The sequence below is a fragment of the Enterococcus sp. DIV1059_2 genome, assembly GCF_051713685.1.
GTDB lineage: Bacteria > Bacillota > Bacilli > Lactobacillales > Enterococcaceae > Enterococcus_D > Enterococcus_D casseliflavus.
In genome coordinates this window covers 2,901,723-2,925,047 of record NZ_JBIOQK010000001.1, presented here as the reverse complement: position 1 = coordinate 2,925,047, position 23,325 = coordinate 2,901,723, and the positions used below count along the sequence as shown (strand labels likewise).

The window sequence follows — 23,325 nt, the reverse complement described above, 5'->3', positions numbered from 1 at the left end:
TAACAAAATTAATAAAGGTATATTCCCAGCTTTTTATCTGTTAAAATAGGAGCGTTGAGGGGGAGAAAAATGAAAGCTTATCAGCCAACGACCATTAAATTACATAATCAGGCAGTATTGCTGGATTTGCTAAAACAGCAGCAAGCGCCTATGACCAAGCGCCAACTGGCAGATGCCTCTCAATTAAGCGTGGTAACGATCAACAAGCTGCTTCCTGAATTGATTGAAAAGCAGTTGCTTTTGACGACGGATCAACCGCAACGAACGGGAGGACGTCAAGCTGCGGCTTACCAGTACAATGCGCAACGGACACTGTTGTTGATCATTCAGTTTATCGAAGAAGACCAGCAGATCGTGATTCGTTTTTCAGTCGTCGATCTCGTCGGGAACATTTTGCATCATGAGCAGTCAGCAGAGGGCCGATTGCCGCAGTTCTTGCAAGTGATTCGTCAGATAAAACAGGAATACCCGAAAATCAGCTTGGCAGTCGTGGGAATTCCTGGTGTGGAAATTGCTGGAAGACTGAAGATCATGGATGCTCCAGCATTTAAGGACATGGCGCTAGGGGAATTGATTGAAAAGGAGATCGCTGTAAAAACGCTTATTGAGAATGACGTGAATGCTGCGGTATTTCATTTCAAAGAAGAGAAAAAAATCGTGGCTGGCATTTATTTTCCGAAAAATTATCCGCCAGGTGCGGGACTGGTCATCGACCAACAGCTCTTTAAAGGAGCCAACCATTTAAGTGGCGAAATCAAGCATTTGCCGCATCTCTACACGGCTTCTTACCCTTTGGCAACAGAGGCGATCCCAGAACAAGTGACTGCCACTCTTCAAGCGATCGTGGCAGTGACGGACCCGCATCAAATCATTTTGTTTTTGCCCTCTGAATGGCAGGCGCTCGTGTCGCGCTCCTTTTTGGAAAAGCAGCTGGCAGCAGTGTTTCAATATGGCGTCTTGCCAAAATTACACTTTTCCGATCAGTTTTCAGAAAATTATTTGGCTGGGTTGATCACGATGGGAATCGAAGCAGCTGGATTAGGGCTTTGATTCCCAGCATTCAACTGGTACTGAGGACAAAAACTGCCGCTACTTCCTTTATTCAGAAGTAGCAGCAGTTTTTTTGAAAATACGAGAACTCACAGCTTGGCGAGTTTCTGTGCTTTTTCGGTATTCGCAAAATGCAGTTTGGCATATTGGCCTAATAGTGCTATGCCACCTTGCTGCAGTAATTTTGCTGCAACTTGATCAGCAGCTGCGTGGGCGCCAGAAGGCAAGCGCAAACCGACTTCTTTAGAGGCTGCATCTAATTCATCCAAAAAGACTGTACGACATAAAATAGAGGCTGCCGCTACTGCTAAATGATATTGTTCACCTTTCGTCGCAAAATAGAGCTTTTCAGTGACCGCTACTTGTTCCGACTTTAAATAGGTGCGATAATTTTTTTCGCTCGTGAACTGATCGATCAAAATGGCATCTGGTGTCTCAGGAGCAATCTTTTGCAAAAGCAAACGAATGGCTTGATTATGCAAAGCAACTTTCATTCGGACTGTGTTGTATTTTGGTTGGATCTCGTTGTATTTGCTGGGCGTGACGGTGAGCAATTGGTAAGGAACCAATTCTTTGATTTTCGGCGCCATCTTACGGATCTCTGGATCTGTCAGCATTTTTGAGTCCTTGACTCCTAAAGCTTTCAGCTGTGGTAATTGCTCTTTTTTTGCATAGACGGCACAGACCACCAAAGGACCGAAATAACTGCCATTACCGACCTCGTCACTGCCGACGACGCTTTTTTCGCTAAATCCTGCTGGCAACGCAGTGGATGAAACAGTCGCTTTTTTCTTATCTGGTACAGCACTTGCCGTATCGCCCCATAAGGAAGCTTCTTTTTCAGCAGTCGCTCCTTGGAACATGACTTTTCCTGACGTATAAGCAGTGATCGTCGTTGGCCCTTTTTTGGCGACAAACACTGTATAAGGAACTTTCTTAGCTAGCAAATCTCGTTGGTAAAATTGCTGCATCTTTTGGATAGTTGAAGTTGGTACTTTGATAACGATCGTACTCATTTGATTCCTCCTGATTTTTTGTCTTTTTTTAGGTAGACAAAAGGATACTTTAAGATTTTACCATACTTCTTATTCTTTTTTACTAAGACGATCAGCAAACAAACGATTGGCATGGAAATTCATAAGAAAATCACGTATAATAGTTAAGAGTTTGCGACACATGTTCAATAAGTGATAGAATAGAGCAGAATGTAAGCAATGGGAGGAAATATTCCTATGACGGAGCAAAAGAAACGTTATAAAGCAGTTATCGCGAATCAAAGTTACACGATTATTGGACGCGAAAGCAAAGAACACATGGATATGGTGACAAGATTGGTCAATGACCAACTGCTTGAGATCATGCAATTATCGCCACAAACCGATCAAGAACAAGCGTCGATCTTATTAGCGATCAACGCTGTTTCCGACCAGCTGAAAAAACAAGAACAGCTTTTGGTCCTACAAAAAAAGGTGGACGAGCTGCGAGGACAAGCCATTAAAGCAACGGAGCTTGAGAATCGCATTAAGCGGATCGAAGCGATTGAATCCGAAGCACGGAAAGTTCTCGATGAGACAGGTCGCAGTGATGTGGAGATCCATAATCATGTGGAAGCACAACAGATCTTAAATGAACAAAGGAAACGAAAAATTCAAGAAAAGACAGCCCATGGGTAGTGCGGCGTAGAAAGGATACCTAAATGATTGGATTATTTGTCTTGGTTTTGTTGTTGGCAGCCTTTTACGGCGGCGCACGGCGCGGAACCAGTTTACAATTGGTCTCAGTTTTGGGCTATTTGATCTCTTTTTTCTTTGCAGTAGCAAATTACCAAGAAATTGCGAAGAAAATTGAGCTCTATGTTCCTTATATGTCAGTAACGGCGGACTCAAAGTTAAAATACTACGATATGGAACTGGCTTTAGATTTAGACAAAGCCTATTATGCAGCCATCGCTTTTGTGATGGTGCTCTTTGCTGGATGGCTGATCACAAAACTAGTGGTGATTTTTGCAGACAGTTTGCGTTACAAACGCCTACGTTTTTTAGGTGGTTATGACTGGGCAGTTGCGGGTGTTTTGAATGTTATCTTGATGTATATCAATTTGTACATGTTTTTCATGATTCTCTCAATGATCCCGTTTGCCACGATTCAAAATCTGTTTGAAACGAGCGGAACTGCGAATTTCATCGTTGATCGGTCGCCGATTCTCTCAGATTACTTCTATCGATTGTGGATCACAGATGTGATTGGGTAAAAAGCAGGCAGATGGTTGCAGAGCCATTCTGCCTTTTTCTTAGGAACAAAAAGTTAAAACAAAGCAGGTGAGAAAAGAATGAATACTAAGATCCTTGATGTTTTAGGATTTGAACAAGTAAAGAGTCAAATCGGTCAGTATATTGTAACAGCCCAAGGAAAAGAAGCCTTAGCAAAGCTTGCGCCATCAAGTGATATGCAAGTCATTTCCTCTTGGCTAGCAGAAACAGAAGACGCGATCAAGATCCAACGTTTAAGAGGCGGAATCCCTGTACCAAAGATTGAGAATATTCGTCCCCAAATGAAACGGATCGAAATTGGCGCCGATTTAAATGGCATTGAGTTGGCACAAGTTGCCCGTGTCTTATCAACTACGCAGGAATTGAAACGCTTTTTTGCTGATTTGTCTGAAAGCGAGATTGAATTTTCCCGCTTGTATCACTGGGAAGAACAGTTGGTGTCTTTGCCAACCTTGAATCGACGCTTGAAAGAAGCTATCGATGAGGATGGCCGAGTCACAGATGATGCCTCTCCAGCACTACGTGGAATTCGCCAATCGATCCGACGAGCAGAACGGACGATTCGCGAGACATTGGATGGCATCGTCCGAGGTGGCAATGCAAAGTATCTAAGTGATACGATCGTAACCATGCGAAATGAGCGTTATGTGATTCCAGTCAAACAAGAGTACCGAGGTGTTTTCGGCGGGGTAGTCCACGACCAAAGTTCCTCTGGTCAAACCTTGTTTATCGAACCGAAACAAGTAGTGGAACAAAATAACCGTTTGCGCCAGCATCAAATTGCGGAACGGGATGAAATTACACGTATTCTAGCAGAATTGTCAGCAGAGTTAGCCCCATATCAAAGAGAGATTCTCCATAATGCGTATGTGATCGGGATCATGGATTTCATGAATGCCAAGGCTCGTTTTGGAAAAGAGATGAAGGCAATCGTACCAGCGATCAATCAAGACAACCATGTCTTTTTTAAGCAAGCACGTCATCCATTGATCGATCAAGAAAAAGTCGTTCCTAACGATATTACGATTGGAAAAGACTATCAAGCCGTTGTCATTACTGGGCCGAATACCGGTGGGAAAACCATCACCTTAAAAACATTAGGGCTATTGCAGATCATGGGCCAAGCTGGTTTACCAATTCTGGCAGAAGAAGAAAGCCAAATGGGTGTCTTCAATGAGATTTTTGCGGACATTGGGGATGAACAATCCATTGAGCAAAGTCTATCGACCTTTTCTTCTCATATGACAACGATCGTTGAAGTGTTGAAAAAAGTCGACGAGACAAGCTTAGTTCTCTTTGATGAATTAGGCGCAGGAACCGATCCTCAAGAAGGGGCGGCACTAGCGATTGCGATTTTGGACGAACTTGGGGCTAAGTCGGCTTATGTCATGGCGACGACCCATTATCCTGAATTGAAGGTTTATGGCTATAACCGATCCAATACGATCAATGCCTCTATGGAATTTGATGTTGATACCTTAAGTCCGACCTATCGCTTGTTGATCGGGGTTCCAGGACGAAGCAATGCGTTTGAGATTTCGAAAAGACTTGGCTTGCCAGATACGATCATTGATCAAGCCAAAGAGATCATGGATGGAGAAAGCCAAGATCTGAATGAAATGATCGCTGATTTAGAAAATCGAAGAAAAATGACGGAAACCGAGTATCTTGAAGTCCGTCATCATGTAAAAGAAGCGGCCCGCTTGCACCAAGAGCTAGAAGCAGCCTATAGTTATTTCTTTGAAGAACGTGAAAAAGAATTGGCGAAAGCTCGGCAAAAAGCCAATCAGATCGTTGAAGAAGCCAAAGAAGAATCTGAAAAAATCATTGCCGATATTCGTAAAATGCAGTTAGCCGGCGGTCAAACGAAGGTCAAAGAACACGAGCTGATCGACGCGCGCACCAAGTTATCAGGACTGCAACAAGAAGAACATCTGCAAAAAAACAAGGTTCTGCAAAAAGCCAAAGCAGCCAAGACGCTGAAAGAAGGAGACGAAGTGCTTGTAACATCTTATGGTCAGCGCGGGGTCTTATTGAAAAAAGCAGGCAAAAATCAATGGCAAGTCCAAATCGGTATTTTGAAAATGAATTTGCCAGAAACAGATCTCCAACCAGCAGCGCCAGTGAAGGAGCCTACACAGCGTATCGTCAGTACGATTCGTTCTGCTGACAGCAGTCCAGTGGTCAATCAGTTGGATTTACGCGGTAAGCGGTACGAAGAAGCCCTCAATGAAGTGGATCAGTATTTAGATGCAGCGATTTTGGCAGGCTATCCGCAAGTGACGATCGTCCACGGAAAAGGAACCGGTGCGCTGCGTCAAGGGATTACCGATTATTTGAAAAATCATCGCTCGGTGAAAAGTTTTGAATTTGCGCCAGCAAATCAAGGGGGCAATGGGGCGACCATTGTGAAGTTTAACTAACCTTTAAGAACCCTTACCTTTTGTAAGCAGACGATTTTAAAAAACTTCCGATACGTGGTATACTTTTTTTAGTTTTAAAAATGGAGGGGAAGTACGATGGCAAAAGAAATTACTGATAAAACTTTTTCAGAAGAAACCGATAAAGGCTTAGTCCTTATTGATTTTTGGGCAACTTGGTGTGGTCCATGTCGGATGCAAGCGCCGATCTTGGAACAATTAGCGAATGAATATGAGGAAGACGAATTGAAGATCGTGAAAATGGATGTGGATGAAAATCCTGAAACACCAGCTTCATTCGGGATCATGTCTATTCCAACTTTGTTGTTGAAAAAAGACGGCCAAGTCGTTGATAAAGCAATTGGGGTGCATACAAAAGATCAATTGAAAGCTTTAGTTGCGGAACATATGTAATAGAAGAAACGTTTTTGAAGCAATAGCCGAAAGTGGCTATTGCTTTTTTTATTTTGGGGACGTTTTTTTCAAATTTTCTATTAGGCAGTGGTATACTTAAAGTGAGGAGTGGCACTAAAAAATATCTTGTTAATATAGTAAGAAAGTGATACCAAAATAGGATTAAAGGGGGAATAAAAATGAAAAAGTTGAAACGTGGGTTGCTTCAAGGCGTTGCGATTGTTGGGGTATTGGTCGCACCCATCGCAGGAACGATCACACAAGTTTATGCAGCAAATGAAGGGGATCCGACAGCAGCGTCTGTTACTGCACAAGAGACGACGTCAGAAAGTTTTTCAGAAGCGAGCGCAGCATCATCTCAAGAGGCAAGCACAGAGAGTACAGAGTCAAGCACGGCAACTGAGTCTTCATCAACGTCTACCTCTTCATCAGAAACAACGTCAAGTACTAGCACGGCTGCAACTGAGACCAGTCAGACCGAGACCACACAAGATTCATCTACTCAATCGACAGAAGAATCTTCTGAAGAACCAGACCTAGGGATCATTGATGTTGAATCAATTGCAGATAAAAACCAATATGTAAAAATCAATCCGGTTGCAGCAGCCAATCCTGAAACGCAAAACATCCTTTACCGTTTAGAGAAGGATCAATTGATCGAGCAAGGAACGATCAATGAATTAGCTGGCAAGGTATACCGTAGTGTCAAACGGTATCAAGGTGTCGATAAGCGGACCTATCTTGAAATTCGTGACGATCAAAAGGTTGTCGGTGTCGTAGCAGAAGCAGCAGTGAAAGTTGCCAGCGGAACCTTCAAAACCGAGAAAAAATATGCAACCGTTACAAGTGCGAAAGAACCGCTTTGGCAAGATGTGTTTTTAGATAAAAAAACGAGCACTTCTTCAAGTATTACTGGTCAAACTTTTGAAATCAAAGAAGTATTCACGACGAATAATAACGTGGCCTATTACGCATTGTATTCAAATAAAAATGTTCTCATCGGTTGGATAAAAGCTACCGGCGTTAAGTTAGCGACATCACCTGGGGGTGTATGGCAGTCTGAATCAAAGTATGCCACGATCATCAGCGGAAATTATACGCTATGGCAAAATTTTCATTGGACAGCGAAAAAAGGAACGACAGCCTCTCTAAATGGAAAAACAGTCAAAGTTACTGGGAAATATCGCCACTTGAATGGGTCGACATACTATTCTCTTTATACAAATAACAACAAATGGCTAGGCTATATCAATGCCTCGGGTGTCAAATTAACGACTGATGCGCAAGGCGCCTATCAGTCCTACGGGAAATATGTGACATTGACCAAGAAAAATTACACGATTTGGGGCAATTTTCGCTGGTCGAGTAAGAAAAACACTACCACGAAATTAGCGGGAAAAACCTATCTTGCCAAAGGAAGATACAACCATGTCAATGGCGGTGTCTACTTGTCCCTTTATGATGCGAATGGCAAGTGGATCGGCTACTTAAATGCCAATGCAGCAACGGTTGCCAACAATCAGGGGGGCACTTGGCAAAGTGAAAAACGCACAGTCCGCCTAAAAAGTAAGAATTATACCTTATGGCAAGATTTAGCTTTTGCGAAGAAAAAAGGCAGTAGTGCGAATTACATGAACAAGAATATCCAAGTTACTGGGAAGTATCAACATTTCAATGGCTCCACCTACTACTCCCTCTATCTCAACAACAAATGGTTAGGCTACATCAATGCAAGTGGGGTGACCAATGCCCATACGATCACTTCTCAAAGCAACATTAGCCGCTACGTGGTCGTCAAGAATGGGGATGGCAATTTCTTTGAAAAAGCCGATCCAAATAGTGCGAAACTTGGGAAAAAGAGTGCCTACAAAGGCTATATGGCACAAGCGACCAAACTAGCAAAAACGAGTGATGGCAATTACTTGTATCTCGTTTCGCCAGCTGGTCGAATCGGTTGGGTCAAAGAAAATCAAACCACAAATGTAAATAGCAACTTTTGGATGTATACTACAGGAGGGAAATATCCTTCATTAAACGTTAAAAACTTAAACATTGAAGTATCTATCAGCAAACAGCGGGTCTACATCAAATCAGGAAATAAAGTGATTTATACGATGCTTTGCTCGACCGGTGCCTTCAATACACCAACACCTTTAGGGAATTTCCGTATCCAAGCAGAAAAAGGCTTAGCTTTTTCAGGAGCTGCTTACTACCGTTCCTTTAAAGATCACGGCGTCTATTTATTCCACACGATCCCAACGAGCATTGCTTGGTCCACTAATGCTTTTAGTTCTGTTGAAGGACGAAAATTAGGCACTCGGGCTTCTCATGGCTGCATTCGTTTAGCAGTCCCAGATGCCAAATGGTTTTACTATAACATCCCTTATAATACGCCTGTCAAAATTGCTAACTAATGTTCAAAAAGTCGTTTCCCCTAGTGGAGACGGCTTTTAATTTTCAAAAAAAGATTGACGCTGGTTATATCATTCGATAATATATCATTAAGTGATATAGCTAGTGGGACGGAGGAATCAAATGGATGAGGCATTGACAGATTCAACCTATTTGATTTTATTAGCGCTTTTAAAGCCGAAACATGGGTATCTCATCATGAAACAGATCCATGAGCTGAGCCAAGGGACGTTTGAGATTGGTCCCGCAACGATGTATACGATTTTAAAGAAGCTGACGAAAAAGGGGTGGATCGATTTAGAGGAGAGCGTTGACCGAAAAAAAATCTATCAGATTACACCAGAAGGAAGACAAGTTCTGGAGAAAGATATTCAACGGCGCAAATTATTTTATCAAATCGGAGAACAGGTTTTCGAAGCGTTAGGGGGAGAGCAAGATGGGCATCAATAAGAAATACCTTCTTTCACTTGGTGTAGCCTATTACCCAGAAAAGGAAATGGTTCGTCTGCAAAAACAAGCGTCGTTAGGGTGGCACTTTGTGAAGATGAATCGGTTAGGGTTTTTGAAGTTTATCAAAGGAGACCCAGAAACGACCAAATATGCAGTAGACTTTTTCGAAGGAGAGCCCTCTGAGATCGTTGATTACTTAGCGATGTATCAAGCAGGAGGCTGGACTTATATCAGCAATTATAAAGATCGCTATTTTTATTTTAAAGCGTCTCCTGACACACCAGCGATTTTCAGTGACCAAGAAAGCTATCAAGAACGGATCGATAATGAAACACGGTATTTAATGAAAAAATCGATTCTACTTTCGGTGATCAGTTTAGTGATATTAGCAGCAATTTATTTTCTGATCCGTTATTTCAATATTCGCACAAATCCATTTTGGTCCTTTGGACTAGGTTTGATTACGGGGTTGGTGTTTATCCCGATTGGGGTAGGATTGACCACGATCCTGATGAAATTCTTATATAAAAATCGAGCAAGTTATTACAATGAACCAGAGAAACTGGCGAAGCGTCAACGAGTGATCCGCGATACCGTCATCTTGATGTTTGTCGGAGCGATCATTGGCGCCGTTATCGGCTTTTTCTTTAGTGATATATTTTATTAGACAGGGAAGGTGAGCATGTGTTAGAAGCAAAACAATTAGTAAAAACATTTGGCGATTATACAGCAGTCGATCAATTGTCCTTTACCATCAATGATGGACAGATCATGGGCTTGATTGGTCAAAATGGTGCTGGTAAAACGACGACATTCCGATTGATCTTGGATTTCTTGAAAGCTGATCAAGGGGAAGTATTATGGGATGGCCATAAAATTAGTGAAAAAGAATACAATATTATCGGCTATCTGCCAGAAGAACGCGGCTTGTTTCCAAAAGTAACGATTGAAGATCAATTGATCTATTTCGCGCGGTTACGAGGCAAGAAGAAAGAAGACATCGTACCAAAAATCGACTATTGGATGGACAAATTTAAAGTCAAAGGCAAGAAAACCGATAAAGTCAAATCGCTATCAAAAGGAAATCAGCAAAAAGTTCAGCTGATCTCAACGTTGATCCATGAACCAAAATTGGTGATTTTAGATGAGCCGTTTAGTGGGTTAGACCCCGTCAATGCAGAACTGTTGAAAAATGGGATCATTGAACTGAAAAAAAATGGCTCATGTGTCATTTTCTCCAGTCATAATATGGATAATGTGGAAAAAATCTGCGATCACTTGATTATGCTGCGGGATGGTCAAACCGTCTTAAACGGAAAAGTTCATGAAATCCGTGAATCCTTTGGGCGGACGAAAGTCTATTTAGAATCCAACTTGACGAAAGAACAGCTCTTGGCAGTGGCAGGTGTCGAGGAAGTTCTTGCCAGAGAAGATGGCAGCTATGATATTACGATCGCTGATCCTGCAGTAGGAAAAACCTTATTTGATTTAGCAACGGCGGATGGTTATATCCCTATGTTCAATCAACAACCGCCAACGTTAGAAGAAATCTTTAAGCGGAAGGCGGGAAAAATAAATGAGTAAGTTTTGGGTAATCGCATTAGATGTTTATAAAAAAAATATCAAATCAATTTCGTTTTTGATTATGATTCTCGTGCCATTTATTGCAACGGGGGCATTTTATCTCATTGGTTATTTTGCTGATGGTATGAACAGTGTCGACAAAATTGCCGTTTATGCGAATGAACCAGCCATTGCGCAGACCTTTGTGGACCAAAGCGGCGATGATTTTGAATTTGAAATTGTTGACAGCGAAGAACAAGGGCAGCAACAGATGGCAGACAAAGATGCTGATGCTTTGTTACTTATTACTGCTTCAGGGGATACGCTGCAAGGGGAATTATTAAGCGAGTCCTCAATGGGGCAAGCATTAGAGCTGACGATCCAACAGTTATTGACGGGGTTGCAGTCTTCCTATAGAGCTAGTGAGCTTGGCTTGACTGCTGAGCAAGTGGCAGTCCTTAGTGAAGTCGCACCGCTTGATCGTCAAAAAGTTTCCTTCGGTGAAGATGGCGAAATGACTTATGGGGAAGACAATACCGCGATGCAATCACTAGTAAGTATGATCGCAACAATCATCCTCTTTTTCTTTATCATTACTTACGCACAGATCATTGCACAAGAGATCGCTTCTGAAAAAGGCACACGCATCATGGAAGTCATTTTGTCTAGTACACGGGCGCAAATCCATTACTATGCCAAATTGACGGGTGTAATCATGGTTGCAGCGACCCAGCTAGTTGCTTATGTTGCGATTTTTGGCGGGAGCTATTTCTGGATCAAGGATAACCCAATGGTAAAAGACTTGTTGGCAAACTTTTCGACAGATGGCATTTTTGGTCCCTTCCTGGTGTTTGCGATCGTTTTCGTCTTCTTAGGAATTTTGATCTACTCGGTCTTGTCAGCCCTTTGCGGGTCGTTAGTGAACAAAGCAGAAGATACGGCGAAAGCCATCATTCCAGTAACGTATCTTTCATTAGGCGGGTATATGCTTGGAATCGTGCTAGGCGGTATGGATCCTCATAACGTGGTCTTGCGAGTAACTTCCTATGTACCATTTTTATCTTCCTTCATTATGCCAGTACGGCTTGCTAATGATACAGTGGGTATCGGCGGTGCATTGATTTCAGTAGGGATCCTTGCTGTTACCACGATCGTCCTGATGCTGGTTTCTGCAAAAATGTACAAATCAAATGTCTTGATCTATAACGACAATGGTATCTTGGCAACGTTGAAACAATCATTAGTGTTAATGAAAAACGAAAAATAAGCAAAACGCCCGATCCTTTTCGTGATCGGGCGTTTTTTATTCGCTAAAATCTAGAAACAAGATGCAAGCCTTTAGAATTCCTGCACAAAAAAGTTGAAGATCGACTGCTCAGAAGGCAGCTTGTGAGCGGCTAGCTCAGGATGCCACTGAATGCCTAAGATCGGTGCGCCATAGGCGGTGGATTCAATGGCTTCAACGACACCATCAGGAGCGGTGGCAATCACGTTGAAATCATCCGCAACGGTTTTGACTGCTTGGTGATGAAAAGAATTGACGTGATAGGTTGTGCCTAAAAGAGCAGCCAAACGACTGTCTGCCTTGATTTTTACCCGATGTGTAGGGAATTGGAAGAACGTCGGCAATTGCACGTGTTTGATCGTTGGGTGATCGATCAAAGAGAGATCTTGGTACAAACTCCCGCCAAATGCGACATTGAGTAACTGCATGCCGCGGCAGATTCCAAAGATCGGTTTGTTTTGAGCCACTGCTTCTTTGATCAATGCCAATTCAAAGACATCACGATCAGGATGAATGCCTTGAATCAAGGGATGAGGGTCTTCGTCATAGTGAACAGGGGAGACATCATGACCACCGGCTAACAAGAGTTTATCGATTTTGCTGATGTAAGTCGCAGCATCTTCCACGACACCCATTGGTAATAATAGGGGGATGCCTTGGGCTTGTTGGATATGGGTCACAAAATTTTTGGGTGTATAGGACAACCAATGTTCTGCTTCTTCAATCATTGGTCGTTCATTAGCAGCGATGCCGATAATAGGCTTCATTTGATCAAACCTTTCTACTAGTAAATGGATCGAAAAAGAAAAAAGGACACGAGGTCCTTTTTTCGATCACCTTCGCTTTATTTTTCGCGAATAACTTCGATTTTGTAGCCATCAGGATCTTTCACAAAATAGTAAGAAGGAGAAGTTCCTGGGAGTCCTTTCAGATCAGTGACATCAAATCCAGCCGCTTGGTGCTTCTCATGAAGCGCTTCTAGATCATCGGTACTGATGGCGATATGGCCATAGCCGTCGCCTAACTCATAGCCAGGATGGTCATAGTTATAGGTCAACTCTAGCTCGTAATCATCACCAGGCAAAGTTAAGTAAACCAAAGTAAATTTATGTTCAGGAAAATCACGACGGCGAGATTCTTCAAAACCAAAGGCAGTTTGATAAAAATCTAGAGAAGCCGTTAAGTCTTTGACGCGGACACATGTGTGAGCCATTTTCATAGGTAAATCATCCTTTCGATCTTGATAGTTGTATGATAACATATTTTCTCTTTTTGTAACGAATAAAAGACAACCGAGCGTTATTTCCAGCTTGTCCAGACTATTGGCATAGGGTAAAATGGAAAGAAAGTGTTGGTGGAGGGAATCATGCCAGAAAAGGAAATTGTGTTCGGGGAAAAAGAAGCGGGGAAACCATACAAATCAAGATATGGGGCGTATGTCGTTCTTCCAAACGAAAAAAATGAAGTGATCTTGGTGCAAGCACCCAACGGCGCATACTTTTTGCCCGGTGGTGAAATTGAGCCAAATGAGAGCAAAGAAGAAGCGATCCAACGAGAATTGATTGAAGAACTTGGATTTGAAGGGGAGATTGCTGAGTATCTAGGGGAGGCAGTTGAATACTTCTATTCGCGCCATCGCGATACATTTTACCATCACCCGGGCTATTTCTATTTAATGACACAGTGGAAAAAAGTTTGCGAACCGACAGAAGAAACCAATCAATTGTCTTGGCACACGCCAGAAGAAGCGATCCAACGATTGAAACGCGGCAGCCATAAATGGGCAGTTGAACAGTGGTTGGCAAAATAAAAAAGTCAGGTTTCCGATAAAAAGGAAACCTGACTTTTTTTGCACTTAGTTATTTGTTAAAACATACTTGTTGATCACTTCTGCTACACCGTCTTCTTCATTTGAAGCGGTTAGGACATCTGCGGCATTTTTCACGTTTTCAGTAGCATTGGCCATCGCCACACCGATACCAGCATATTCCACCATGGTTAAATCATTTTCATTATCGCCGATCGCCATGACTTCTTCTTGTTTGATGCCTAAGTGCTCCGCCAATTTTTTGACAGCAGCTCCTTTATGGGCTTGTTTATTTAGGACTTCCAAGAAGTATGGAGCACTTTTAACCACATTGTAGTTGTCGGTCAAACTACTCGGCAATTGTGGGATGATCTGATCCAGTATTGCGGGATCATCGATCATCATCATTTTGATGATATTCAAGTCAGCAGTCATTTCTTCTGGTGTCCGATATTTCAATGGCATGTTGACTAAGAAGGCTTCATAAATCGTGTAAGGACTGATATCGCGGTTAGCGGTATACATGGTATCCTCAGTTTCTACATGAAGGTGAACCCCTAATTTTCTCGCAGTCATCTCAACAAAGAGATAGTCATCTTGGGACAAGCCGAATTCAGAGATGATCTCTTGATTTTTGGTTTTTTGAACCAAAGAGCCATTGTAGGTAATCACGAAATCATTGTCCGTAAATAAGTCTAGTTCCTTCAATAAATCTTGGACACCAGTTAAGGGGCGTCCCGTACACAAAACGATGCGCACGCCTTGTGCTTCTGCGTCTTTTAATGCTTTGTAAACTGCTGGAGTGATCTTGCGGTCGTTGTTCAGCAGGGTGCCATCGATATCGATGGCGATCAGTTTGATACTCATAAGTTCCTCCTAGTGGCTTGGTTTGATCAAAGCACCATTGCGAATGTGCTTGGCAAACTCTTGATACGTCTCTCCAAATAAATCATAGTGATTTTGGATGTTGGGGTCAATCATTTCTTTTGGAAAATAAAAGCGTTGGTCACCTTGGGTTTGTCCCGCTAAGGCTGCAACAAGTTGACTGGCTTGGGATAATTCTACAAGGGAACCATCTTTTTCCTGTAATTCGATCTGTGTCCGATGCTTACCAGAAGTTGGTCGATAAAAATCATAAGGCAGATCGAAGCTTGAATTGATGGCAGTATAGTAGCGGGGATTGAAGCCGACTTTTTCCACCAATCCCTGCATTTCTTCAATCATCGGCAACTGCGTCTCATCGTCAAAGCGAGCGGATTTCAACGGTTTACGATTTAAGAACCGCTTGGCTAAATCGCTGAGGATCGGATCATTCTCTTCCGTCCATTGAGTAAAGTAGGTATTCAACACGCCATCGTCGAGTTTCAAGTATTCATCTAAAGTGAATTCTTGTTTTAAAAATGGGAGAAGCAGTTGCGAATGGCTTTGAAACATTTCCTGATCCACTTGATAAAGTTCTGCAGCACGATCCAGCAAGTGGGCTAAGATCACTTCCATCCCTCGAGAACTCGCATGGAAATAAACTTGCACATACATTTGGTAACGACTGACGATGTAGTCCTCCACAGCGTGCATGCCATTCATAGAAAAAGCAATACCGCCTTCGTACGGACGAATCACTCGTAAAATTCTGGTCAGATCAAACGTGCCGTATTCAGTGCCGGTAAAATAAGCATCGCGCAGCAAGTAGTCCATCCGATCAGCATCGATTTGACTGGAAATCATTTGAACGACTTGGGGATTTGGATAGGTTTTAGTGATGACACTTGCCACTTTCTCAGGAAATCCAGCTTCCACTCGGTTCAATATCTGATGAACTTCCGTTTCAGGAGAAGTGATGATCGCCACTGTGATGGCTTCATGGTCTGTATGGAAAATATGCTCGAAGGTGTGGGAGTATGGACCATGGCCCACATCATGAAGCAATGCTGCACACAAGGTCACTAAACGCTCCTTATCATCCCAGCCGTTCGGTCCAACTTTTTCAATCGAATAATTGCGTTGGAAAATATCGCAAATGCGGCGGCTGATTTCATAAACCCCCAAGGAGTGAGAAAAGCGGCTGTGTTCTGCTCCGTGAAAGGTGAAAGAAGCAGTCCCTAGTTGTTTGATTCGTCGCAAACGCTGCACTTCTTTGGAATTGATCAAGTCTAAAATCACTTGGTGCTGCACATGGACATAGTTGTGAACAGGGTCACGAAACACTTTTTCTATCGCTAAGGTTTGATATTTATATGGTAGGCTCATCGCTAAACTCCTTTATTGGGTGATTTCGCTTTTCCATGCCAGCTAAGCGTTGCTGCATTTGTTCGCTAAGGTCATTTTCTGAAAGCCATTGATCCAGTGACTCAAGCGGATATAGGGATTGGTCTGTGATCAAGAAAAGCAGGGCTTTTTGCAAGCGGTCAATCACCTCTTGTGTGGTAAACTTACGGCCGAGAGCCGCTTCTAAAGTGGTCATGCTCGCAGGATTGACGGCTGGATAGCCATCCGTACCAAAGCGCTCTTTTAAACCTGCTTGGTAAAAACGACGAACGAGAGAGCCGCGGGCTGGTTGGTCGCCATTGATGCTCAGATACATCATGACAGCCACGCCGTCTTTGATCCGTCGTTGTGCTGTGCCAGCAATTTTTTTTCCGTCAATACTCAGGTCATAGGTGCCTGGGCAGTACGAGTCAGCAATTTCATAAGCCAAAATTGTCCGCTCAGGAAAGGCTGTTTGCAACAATGTCGCCATCATTTCATAGGCTGCATCCGTAGTGGCAGCCAAATGTTTAGGGAAAATGAGGGAGACATTCAAAATACCGGCATCATTGATGACCCCAAGCCCGCCTGAGTTGCGGATGATCGAGGCATAGCCAGCTTCTTTCAAAACCTGCAGACCATCTATCAAAAAAGGCAGCCGGGTATCTTTCATTCCTAAAATCATCGTATCGGACAACTGCCAAAAATGACAATAAACTTGTTCCAGTTTGCCAGCAGCTTCGGTGGCAACATCGGTAAAAGCAAACGGCTCATAAGGATTGTGGATACGTGGTAAGGTTTGATCCATTATATAGATAGTCAAATCGGTTAAACTCCTTTAAAAATACCTGTTATCCTTATTATATACGATTCTTGGAAAATTACTTGGAGAAAAGAATGAAAACTTGCTTTTGTTTTCGCTTTTTTATTTTCAATGAAGAAATAGACCAAGGAGAATCAACTGAAATGATTGACAAACGAATGAAAAAAAGCAAGAATGAAACTGAAATCTTCAAAGGAGGCACACGTACATGCAAGAATTATCAAAAGGAATCCCAATCTCGATTCATTTAACAACCAATGTACGTCAAGCAGGGGAAACAGAGAACTTTCTGTTTGATCTGCAAGGACAAGCAGTCAAGATCGGTGATACCTTATATATCCGTTACAAAGAGATCCAGCCAGACGGTACCGACGTTCCCGTCACAATGAAAATTATGCCAGACGGATTGATTCAATTGATTCGCTCAGGGGAAATGCGCATGCGTTTGAAATTTTCTTATAAGGAACGGTTAGAGACGAGCTACCAAACCCCGTATGGCTTGATGATGTTCCACACCTTCACCAATCACCTGCACGTTAGCTTGAAAGACCGTCCATACTCGGGAAAGATCGATATCGATTATGACTTGTTCATGGCTGCTGACAAAGTCGGCGAATACAAACTATCTTTAGAATTTACCGCTTGATCAAAGGGAAATTGAAAGAAAAAATTGCAATTTGAGGCGTAATTTTGTATGATTAGGAGTAGACTGTGAAAGGACGTGTCCCGTTTGGAAATTAATGTATTTGAAGGTGTAAATAAAAACGAATTGTCGATGATTGAAGTTGCCCATGCGATTTTAGAGCAGCGCGGTGACGTGATGGATTTTTCTGATTTGGTCAACCAAATTCAAAACTATCTTGAAACTTCAGACAGCGAGATTCGTGATTCATTGGCGCAGTTTTATACAGACTTGAATATCGACGGTAGTTTTATTTCTTTAGGCGACAATCGTTGGGGCTTACGTTCATGGTACGCCATTGATTCGATCGATGAAGAAGTCAACCATGGCATCGAAGACGAGGATGAAGATACACCACGTCGTCGCAAACGTAAAAAAGTCAATGCCTTTATCAACGATGATGAAGACGCAATCGATTATAACGATGATGATCCTGAGGATACTGATTTGTCAGATGACGAAGAAGATGATCTCTTTGATGATGATGATGACGAGGATGAAGAAATCTCGGCATACAATTCAGACTTGCAAGAAATCGGCGCCGACAATAGCACCGATGATGAAGAAGAATTACCTGACAGCATTGAGGAAGATCTAACCATTATCGATGACGATGATGAAGATGATTTTGCGGATGAAGAGGAAGAAGAGGAGTAATCCTCTTCTTTTTTTCGCCTTATGGCTGCAAGCAGCTTTTAATCGTTGAAGGACGAGTTCGCCTTCTTACATAGATACAAATAAAAAAGGAACCGCATCAGCGGTCCCTAAGTGCTTTTGAATTATTGATTTGAATCGAGTATACTTGTAACGAAAAGAAAAAACGCGCCTTGAGGGAATCGAACCCCCGTCTCAAGAACCGGAATCTTACGTGATATCCACTACACTAAAGGCGCGAAGCACAAATATTAGTTTAACCAATTTCAGTGAAAAAAACAAGAGGTAGAATGATGAAATTTCAACAGCAATTTTCACAACAACAAAAACAGACGCAAAAGCTTGCTATGACGCAGAAATTACAGCAATCGATCCAAGTGTTGCAATTTTCTGCAGACGAATTATTGTCCTTCATAGATAACCAAGCATTAGAAAATCCATTGATTGATCTGGGGGAATATGATTCGCCCATCACACCAAGCAAAAGCAATGGCTCATCAGAACAATTGATGGATTATTTAAGCCAGATCCCTGACCAGCATACGTCTTTATTCGAATACCTCATTGATCAAGTGCATTTAAACTACCGAGATACCTTCTTGCGGACGATCGTTTTATTTTTAGTCGAGTACATTGATTTAAACGGCTTTTTGACGATTGATCTGGAAGAAGCTGGAAAACTTGTTGGTGGGACCCCAATCCAAATGCTCGATGCCTTGACCTTGATCCAGCAGCTAGATCCAGCAGGCGTCGGTGCTCGTGATCTAAGAGAGTGTTTGATGCTGCAAACGGAAAGAGATGACTATGCGCCGCCAATGGCCTATCTCATTTTAGAAGAATTTTTTACGGAAATGGCAGAGCGCAAGTGGGACAAAATCAGCAAAGCGCTGCAGATTCCATTAACTGAGATCCAAAAGGTCTTTGATTATGTTCAAACATTGACCCCCACACCAGGGGCTGCGTTTGGGTCAACCGATGGGCTTTACATCGTTCCTGACCTGCGGGTGACGGTTGAAAAAGGACAGCCGATCGTGAAATCAAACAAACGCGCCTTACCAGAGGTTCGCTTTCAGCAGCAATATTTTGATCAATTGAAGCAAAGCGGTGATCCAGAGGTCTTAAGTTATTTAGACAATAAAGCCCAAGAGTTCGAGTGGCTGAAAAAGACCTTGCTGCAACGAGGGGATACCATCTATCGTGTCGGGGTGCAGATCGTTGCACGGCAAAAGGAGTTTTTCACTCAACCAGATCGCCCATTAAAGCCATTGGTTTTAAGAGAAGTTGCCGAAGAATTAGGGATTCATGAATCAACGGTCAGCCGAGCGGTCAACGGGAAATACTTGGAAACCTCCTTTGGGGTGTTTGAATTAAAACTATTTTTTGGACAGAAAGTTTCGACACAAGAAAGCGGTGATGACCTGACGACGGCATCGATCAAACAGCAGCTAAAGGCACTGATCGATGAAGAAAACAAAAATAAACCATTGTCAGATCAGAAGTTGACAGATGCCCTCAAAGCCCAGGGCATCGATATTTCCAGACGAACGGTGGCAAAGTATCGTGAAGCTATGAATATCCCAGGTTCTTCCAAGCGGAAACGATTCGAGTAAAGCAAAACGTACTATTAACGAGTAGGAAAGGCAGCAAAGCCTTTCCTTTTTTTATCGATCCTTTCCTCTTTTTCAAATTATGACGATTTTATGAAAAGCAAGATTTTGTGACTGAAATAGTTGCGTATCAAGGCGATAAGTGCTACTATTATTGGTGTAGGAAACAAATTTAAATTTTTTTTGCAATCGATGGGTCATTTTAAGTCATTGTAGGACGAAAATTGTCCAACGGGAGGATATAAAATGCTCGATGAATTAAAATTGATTGAGGCAATCACCCCGGATATTCTCGCTGTACTCCAGGAACGTTACCGTATCTTAAGAAATATTTATTGGATGCAGCCCGTTGGCCGCCGGACACTTTCGGAAAGTTTATCAATGACGGAACGCGTGTTGAGGACGGAAACAGATATCCTTAAAAAGCTAAAACTGATCGACTCTTCAAAAAGCGGCATGCAATTGACCGCCTATGGAGAAGAAGTGTACACGAAGATCGGTGCACTGATGGATCAGCTGTTCGGAATGCACCAAATCGAAAAACGATTATCAGAGACCTTTGGCATCGAACGTTGTTTGATTGCGAGCGGCGATGGTGATCGACAACCGAAAGTGATTGCTGAATTTGGCCAGTTGCTGAATGAATCGTTGGATCTCTTATTGCCAGAAGGCAAAAACACCATCGCAGTGATGGGAGGGACGACAATGGCGAAAGTTGCCGAGGAATTGGGCAATTTGGAAACCGCCAAACGTCATAACTTGTTTGTTCCAGCCCGTGGCGGTATCGGAGAATCAGTCAACGTGCAAGCAAACTCAGTCAGCTCAGTAATGGCGATGCAGACAAACGGCGATTATCGCTCCTTGTTTGTACCAGAACAATTAAGCATGAACACCTACGAGTTTCTCTTGAAAGAACCCGCCATCGTTGATGTCTTAAACTTGATAAGTCAAGCGAATTGTGTTATTCATAGTATTGGACGGGCGTTGCATATGGCGGCTCGAAGAAAAATGTCAGAACAAGAAATTCTGATGTTAAAACAAAAAAATGCAGTTGCAGAATCCTTTGGGTATTTCTTTAACGAAGCTGGTGAGGTCGTCTACAAAGTTCCTCGCATCGGACTTCAATTAAAAGATTTGCAAAAAGTCCCAATCATTTTTGCGGTCGCTGGCGGACAATCAAAAGCCAAAGCGGTCAATGCATACATGAAAAATGCACCAAAACAAACCTGGCTCATCACCGATGAAGCTTGCGCAAATGAGATTTTAAAAGGGGCAACCCTTTAAAATAAATATTTTTATGATTTTCATAAGGAGGAAATCTTAAATGACAGTTAAAGTAGGTATTAATGGATTTGGACGTATCGGACGCTTAGCATTTCGTCGTATCCAAGAAGTAGAAGGAATCGAAGTTGTGGCTATCAATGACTTAACAGATGCTAAAATGTTAGCTCACTTGTTAAAATATGATACAACACAAGGACGTTTCAACGGTACAGTTGAAGTTCACGAAGGTTCATTCAATGTGAACGGAAACGAAATCAAAGTTTTAGCTAACCGCAACCCTGAAGAATTGCCTTGGGGCGAACTAGGTGTTGAAATCGTGTTAGAATGTACTGGATTCTTCACTTCTAAAGCAGCTGCTGAAAAACATTTAACAGCTGGTGCAAAACGTGTAGTTATCTCAGCTCCTGGTGGAAACGATGTTCCAACAATCGTTTACAACACAAACCATGAAACTTTAACAGGTGAAGAAACAGTTATCTCTGGTGCTTCATGTACAACAAACTGTTTAGCTCCTATGGCGAAAACATTGAACGACAAATTTGGTGTGATTGAAGGATTAATGACTACAATCCACGCTTACACAGGTGACCAAATGACTCTAGACGGACCACACCCTAAAGGTGACTTCCGCCGTGCCCGTGCTGCTGCTGCAAACATCGTGCCTAACTCAACTGGTGCTGCTAAAGCGATCGGCTTAGTAATCCCAGAATTGAACGGCAAATTAGATGGTGCTGCTCAACGTGTTCCTGTTGCAACTGGTTCATTAACTGAATTAGTTACTGTTCTTGACAAAGAAGTAACTGTTGATGAAATCAATGCAGCAATGAAAGAAGCTTCAAACGAATCTTACGGTTACAACACAGACGAAATCGTTTCTTCTGATATCGTTGGTATGACTTACGGTTCATTATTTGATGCAACTCAAACAAAAGTTATGACTGTTGGCGACAAACAATTAGTTAAAACTGTTGCTTGGTACGACAATGAAATGTCATACACTGCACAATTAGTACGTACTTTAGAATACTTCGCTAACCTATAAGAGTTGCGAACGACTTTAATTTAAACCATCGCAAGAGAAAGCGGGGAAGCATCGCGCTTCTCCGCTTTTTTTAACAATTATGCTAGGAGGAATCTGTTCATGGCGAAAATGACAGTTCAAGATATCGATTTAAAAGATAAAAAAGTTCTTGTACGTGTGGACTTCAACGTTCCATTGAAAGATGGAGTGATCGGAGACGATACACGGATCAAAGCAGCATTACCAACAATCAATTACGTGATCGAAAACGGCGGAAAAGCAATTCTTTTCTCACACTTAGGTCGTGTGAAAGAAGAAGCAGATAAAGCTGGAAAATCTTTAGCGCCAGTTGCGAAACGTCTAGGCGAATTGTTAGGCAAAGAAGTAACTTTCGTGGATGAAACCCGCGGCGAAAAATTAGAAGCAGCGATCAACAACATGCAAGATGGCGATGTCGTTGTTTTTGAAAACACTCGTTTCGAAGACATCGATGGCAAAAAAGAAAGCAAAAACGATCCTGAACTAGGTAAATACTGGGCTTCTTTAGGCGATGTTTTTGTAAATGATGCCTTTGGTACCGCACACCGCGCACACGCGTCAAACGTAGGGATCGCTTCAACAGGTATCCCAACAGTTGCTGGTTTCTTAATGGAAAAAGAAATCAAATTCATCGGTGAAGCAGTCGAAGAACCAAAACGTCCAATGATCGCGATTCTTGGTGGAGCAAAAGTATCTGACAAAATCGGCGTAATCGAAAACTTGATTCCTAAAGCAGACAAAATCTTGATCGGCGGCGGAATGACGTATACGTTCTACAAAGCAAAAGGCATGGAAATCGGTAATTCTCTTGTGGAAGCAGACAAAGTAGAATTAGCAAAAGAATTGATCGAAAAAGCTGGCGATAAATTAGTATTACCAGTTGATTCAATCACTGCTGCTGAATTTTCAAATGATGTCCCAACAGAAGAACATACTGGTGATGTTCCTGAAGGACAAATGGGCTTAGATATCGGACCTGAAACTATCGCTTTGTTTGCTGAAACATTAAAAGGCGCAAAAACAGTCGTTTGGAACGGACCTATGGGTGTGTTTGAAATGTCTAACTTCGCAAACGGTACGATCGGTGTTTGTGAAGCAATTGCCAACCTTGAAGATGCAACAACGATCATCGGTGGCGGTGACTCTGCAGCTGCAGCAGAACAATTAGGTTTTGCTGACAAATTTACCCACATCTCAACAGGTGGCGGTGCCAGCCTTGAATTGCTAGAAGGAAAAACACTTCCTGGCCTAGCGGCGATCAACGATAAATAATCAATGACAAGCCGTGCAAAGGATCTCC

The 23,325-nt window shown here is 42.5% G+C and carries 23 protein-coding genes and 1 tRNA gene; 17 read left to right on the top strand and 7 right to left on the bottom strand.

Annotation, left to right across the window (positions count from 1 at the left end; all coding sequences use genetic code 11):
- Positions 1 to 69 precede the first annotated feature (69 nt).
- A complete protein-coding gene (locus tag IGI72_RS13905) occupies positions 70 to 1,050 on the top strand; it encodes an ROK family protein (protein WP_438754602.1) in 981 nt (326 codons plus the stop codon).
- An 89-nt stretch (positions 1,051 to 1,139) separates the two neighbouring features.
- Here the strand turns inward: IGI72_RS13905 and rnhC are convergent, their stop codons facing one another.
- Positions 1,140 to 2,066, bottom strand: a complete 927-nt coding sequence (gene rnhC / locus IGI72_RS13900) for a ribonuclease HIII (protein ID WP_005228632.1) — start codon at positions 2,064 to 2,066, stop codon at positions 1,140 to 1,142.
- A 216-nt stretch (positions 2,067 to 2,282) separates the two neighbouring features.
- Between rnhC and zapA the strand changes: the two genes are divergently transcribed.
- The 9 genes from zapA to IGI72_RS13855 all read left to right on the top strand — a co-directional run bounded on the left by zapA (position 2,283) and on the right by IGI72_RS13855 (position 11,846).
- Positions 2,283 to 2,723 (top strand): cell division protein ZapA, encoded by a 441-nt coding sequence (gene zapA, locus IGI72_RS13895; RefSeq protein ID WP_005228634.1) that lies wholly within the window; start codon positions 2,283 to 2,285, stop codon positions 2,721 to 2,723.
- A 23-nt stretch (positions 2,724 to 2,746) separates the two neighbouring features.
- A complete protein-coding gene (locus IGI72_RS13890) occupies positions 2,747 to 3,301 on the top strand; it encodes a CvpA family protein (protein ID WP_005228642.1) in 555 nt (184 codons plus the stop codon).
- 78 nt (positions 3,302 to 3,379) lie between these two features.
- Complete coding sequence (locus IGI72_RS13885) at positions 3,380 to 5,743, top strand: endonuclease MutS2 (protein ID WP_438754600.1); 2,364 nt, start codon at positions 3,380 to 3,382, stop codon at positions 5,741 to 5,743.
- Positions 5,744 to 5,839: 96 nt separating this feature from the next.
- Positions 5,840 to 6,154 (top strand): thioredoxin, encoded by a 315-nt coding sequence (gene trxA, locus IGI72_RS13880; protein ID WP_005228645.1) that lies wholly within the window; start codon positions 5,840 to 5,842, stop codon positions 6,152 to 6,154.
- Between the two features lie 179 nt (positions 6,155 to 6,333).
- On the top strand, positions 6,334 to 8,568 hold the full coding sequence (locus IGI72_RS13875; RefSeq protein ID WP_438754598.1) for a L,D-transpeptidase: 2,235 nt from the start codon (positions 6,334 to 6,336) through the stop codon (positions 8,566 to 8,568).
- Between the two features lie 121 nt (positions 8,569 to 8,689).
- Positions 8,690 to 9,016, top strand: a complete 327-nt coding sequence (locus IGI72_RS13870; protein ID WP_015510192.1) for a PadR family transcriptional regulator — start codon at positions 8,690 to 8,692, stop codon at positions 9,014 to 9,016.
- Positions 9,003 to 9,683, top strand: coding sequence for a DUF2812 domain-containing protein (locus IGI72_RS13865; protein ID WP_010749814.1), 681 nt, complete (start codon positions 9,003 to 9,005; stop codon positions 9,681 to 9,683). Before IGI72_RS13870 ends, IGI72_RS13865 begins: the two co-directional genes overlap by 14 nt.
- Before the next feature lie 17 nt (positions 9,684 to 9,700).
- Complete coding sequence (locus tag IGI72_RS13860; RefSeq protein WP_005228654.1) at positions 9,701 to 10,600, top strand: ABC transporter ATP-binding protein; 900 nt, start codon at positions 9,701 to 9,703, stop codon at positions 10,598 to 10,600.
- Positions 10,593 to 11,846 carry an ABC transporter permease gene (locus IGI72_RS13855; RefSeq protein WP_005228656.1) on the top strand — a complete coding sequence of 418 codons (1,254 nt, stop codon included), beginning with the start codon at positions 10,593 to 10,595 and terminating at the stop codon, positions 11,844 to 11,846. The genes IGI72_RS13860 and IGI72_RS13855 overlap by 8 nt, the downstream gene beginning before the upstream one ends.
- A 71-nt stretch (positions 11,847 to 11,917) precedes the next feature.
- Here IGI72_RS13855 and IGI72_RS13850 read toward each other — a convergent pair whose 3' ends face one another.
- Both IGI72_RS13850 and gloA read right to left on the bottom strand, forming a co-directional pair.
- Positions 11,918 to 12,631, bottom strand: coding sequence for a gamma-glutamyl-gamma-aminobutyrate hydrolase family protein (locus IGI72_RS13850; RefSeq protein ID WP_438754595.1), 714 nt, complete (start codon positions 12,629 to 12,631; stop codon positions 11,918 to 11,920).
- Positions 12,632 to 12,708: 77 nt separating this feature from the next.
- Entirely contained in the window at positions 12,709 to 13,083 is a 375-nt protein-coding gene (gene gloA / locus IGI72_RS13845) for a lactoylglutathione lyase (protein ID WP_005228659.1), read from the bottom strand.
- A gap of 147 nt (positions 13,084 to 13,230) precedes the next feature.
- Here gloA and IGI72_RS13840 point away from each other — a divergent pair, with 147 nt between their 5' ends.
- Positions 13,231 to 13,674: an NUDIX hydrolase gene (locus IGI72_RS13840; protein WP_005228661.1), complete on the top strand. Its 444-nt coding sequence runs from the start codon at positions 13,231 to 13,233 to the stop codon at positions 13,672 to 13,674.
- Between the two features lie 45 nt (positions 13,675 to 13,719).
- Here IGI72_RS13840 and yidA read toward each other — a convergent pair whose 3' ends face one another.
- Genes yidA through IGI72_RS13825 form a run of 3 tightly spaced genes read right to left on the bottom strand, consistent with a single transcriptional unit; the run spans position 13,720 to position 16,723 of the window.
- Positions 13,720 to 14,538, bottom strand: coding sequence for a sugar-phosphatase (gene yidA, locus IGI72_RS13835; protein ID WP_005228663.1), 819 nt, complete (start codon positions 14,536 to 14,538; stop codon positions 13,720 to 13,722).
- Positions 14,539 to 14,547: 9 nt separating this feature from the next.
- Positions 14,548 to 15,918, bottom strand: a complete 1,371-nt coding sequence (locus IGI72_RS13830; RefSeq protein ID WP_010749809.1) for an HD domain-containing protein — start codon at positions 15,916 to 15,918, stop codon at positions 14,548 to 14,550.
- Entirely contained in the window at positions 15,902 to 16,723 is an 822-nt protein-coding gene (locus IGI72_RS13825) for a lipoate--protein ligase family protein (RefSeq protein ID WP_413130786.1), read from the bottom strand. The genes IGI72_RS13830 and IGI72_RS13825 overlap by 17 nt, the downstream gene beginning before the upstream one ends.
- Positions 16,724 to 16,946: 223 nt before the next feature.
- Here IGI72_RS13825 and IGI72_RS13820 point away from each other — a divergent pair, with 223 nt between their 5' ends.
- A complete protein-coding gene (locus IGI72_RS13820) occupies positions 16,947 to 17,384 on the top strand; it encodes a DUF1934 domain-containing protein (RefSeq protein ID WP_005228669.1) in 438 nt (145 codons plus the stop codon).
- An 84-nt stretch (positions 17,385 to 17,468) separates the two neighbouring features.
- Positions 17,469 to 18,077, top strand: a complete 609-nt coding sequence (rpoE, locus tag IGI72_RS13815; RefSeq protein WP_005234347.1) for a DNA-directed RNA polymerase subunit delta — start codon at positions 17,469 to 17,471, stop codon at positions 18,075 to 18,077.
- A gap of 164 nt (positions 18,078 to 18,241) precedes the next feature.
- Here rpoE and IGI72_RS13810 read toward each other — a convergent pair.
- Positions 18,242 to 18,313 (bottom strand) — tRNA-Arg (locus tag IGI72_RS13810).
- 51 nt (positions 18,314 to 18,364) lie between these two features.
- Between IGI72_RS13810 and rpoN the strand changes: the two genes are divergently transcribed.
- The 4 genes from rpoN to IGI72_RS13790 all read left to right on the top strand — a co-directional run bounded on the left by rpoN (position 18,365) and on the right by IGI72_RS13790 (position 23,297).
- Entirely contained in the window at positions 18,365 to 19,684 is a 1,320-nt protein-coding gene (gene rpoN, locus IGI72_RS13805; protein WP_176323943.1) for an RNA polymerase factor sigma-54, read from the top strand.
- 243 nt (positions 19,685 to 19,927) lie between these two features.
- Positions 19,928 to 20,965, top strand: a complete 1,038-nt coding sequence (locus IGI72_RS13800) for a sugar-binding transcriptional regulator (RefSeq protein ID WP_005228675.1) — start codon at positions 19,928 to 19,930, stop codon at positions 20,963 to 20,965.
- A 40-nt stretch (positions 20,966 to 21,005) separates the two neighbouring features.
- Positions 21,006 to 22,007 (top strand): type I glyceraldehyde-3-phosphate dehydrogenase, encoded by a 1,002-nt coding sequence (gap, locus tag IGI72_RS13795; protein WP_008380858.1) that lies wholly within the window; start codon positions 21,006 to 21,008, stop codon positions 22,005 to 22,007.
- Positions 22,008 to 22,106: 99 nt separating this feature from the next.
- Entirely contained in the window at positions 22,107 to 23,297 is a 1,191-nt protein-coding gene (locus IGI72_RS13790; protein ID WP_005234355.1) for a phosphoglycerate kinase, read from the top strand.
- Positions 23,298 to 23,325 lie beyond the last annotated feature (28 nt).

Coding starts and splice junctions, on each gene's coding strand:
- IGI72_RS13905 (WP_438754602.1), top strand. CDS start 70: ATGAAAGCTTATCAGCCAACGACCATTAAATTACATAATCAGGCAGTA.
- rnhC (WP_005228632.1), bottom strand. CDS start 2,066: ATGAGTACGATCGTTATCAAAGTACCAACTTCAACTATCCAAAAGATG.
- zapA (WP_005228634.1), top strand. CDS start 2,283: ATGACGGAGCAAAAGAAACGTTATAAAGCAGTTATCGCGAATCAAAGT.
- IGI72_RS13890 (WP_005228642.1), top strand. CDS start 2,747: ATGATTGGATTATTTGTCTTGGTTTTGTTGTTGGCAGCCTTTTACGGC.
- IGI72_RS13885 (WP_438754600.1), top strand. CDS start 3,380: ATGAATACTAAGATCCTTGATGTTTTAGGATTTGAACAAGTAAAGAGT.
- trxA (WP_005228645.1), top strand. CDS start 5,840: ATGGCAAAAGAAATTACTGATAAAACTTTTTCAGAAGAAACCGATAAA.
- IGI72_RS13875 (WP_438754598.1), top strand. CDS start 6,334: ATGAAAAAGTTGAAACGTGGGTTGCTTCAAGGCGTTGCGATTGTTGGG.
- IGI72_RS13870 (WP_015510192.1), top strand. CDS start 8,690: ATGGATGAGGCATTGACAGATTCAACCTATTTGATTTTATTAGCGCTT.
- IGI72_RS13865 (WP_010749814.1), top strand. CDS start 9,003: ATGGGCATCAATAAGAAATACCTTCTTTCACTTGGTGTAGCCTATTAC.
- IGI72_RS13855 (WP_005228656.1), top strand. CDS start 10,593: ATGAGTAAGTTTTGGGTAATCGCATTAGATGTTTATAAAAAAAATATC.
- IGI72_RS13850 (WP_438754595.1), bottom strand. CDS start 12,631: ATGAAGCCTATTATCGGCATCGCTGCTAATGAACGACCAATGATTGAA.
- gloA (WP_005228659.1), bottom strand. CDS start 13,083: ATGAAAATGGCTCACACATGTGTCCGCGTCAAAGACTTAACGGCTTCT.
- IGI72_RS13840 (WP_005228661.1), top strand. CDS start 13,231: ATGCCAGAAAAGGAAATTGTGTTCGGGGAAAAAGAAGCGGGGAAACCA.
- yidA (WP_005228663.1), bottom strand. CDS start 14,538: ATGAGTATCAAACTGATCGCCATCGATATCGATGGCACCCTGCTGAAC.
- IGI72_RS13830 (WP_010749809.1), bottom strand. CDS start 15,918: ATGAGCCTACCATATAAATATCAAACCTTAGCGATAGAAAAAGTGTTT.
- IGI72_RS13825 (WP_413130786.1), bottom strand. CDS start 16,723: ATGGATCAAACCTTACCACGTATCCACAATCCTTATGAGCCGTTTGCT.
- IGI72_RS13820 (WP_005228669.1), top strand. CDS start 16,947: ATGCAAGAATTATCAAAAGGAATCCCAATCTCGATTCATTTAACAACC.
- rpoN (WP_176323943.1), top strand. CDS start 18,365: ATGATGAAATTTCAACAGCAATTTTCACAACAACAAAAACAGACGCAA.
- IGI72_RS13800 (WP_005228675.1), top strand. CDS start 19,928: ATGCTCGATGAATTAAAATTGATTGAGGCAATCACCCCGGATATTCTC.
- gap (WP_008380858.1), top strand. CDS start 21,006: ATGACAGTTAAAGTAGGTATTAATGGATTTGGACGTATCGGACGCTTA.
- IGI72_RS13790 (WP_005234355.1), top strand. CDS start 22,107: ATGGCGAAAATGACAGTTCAAGATATCGATTTAAAAGATAAAAAAGTT.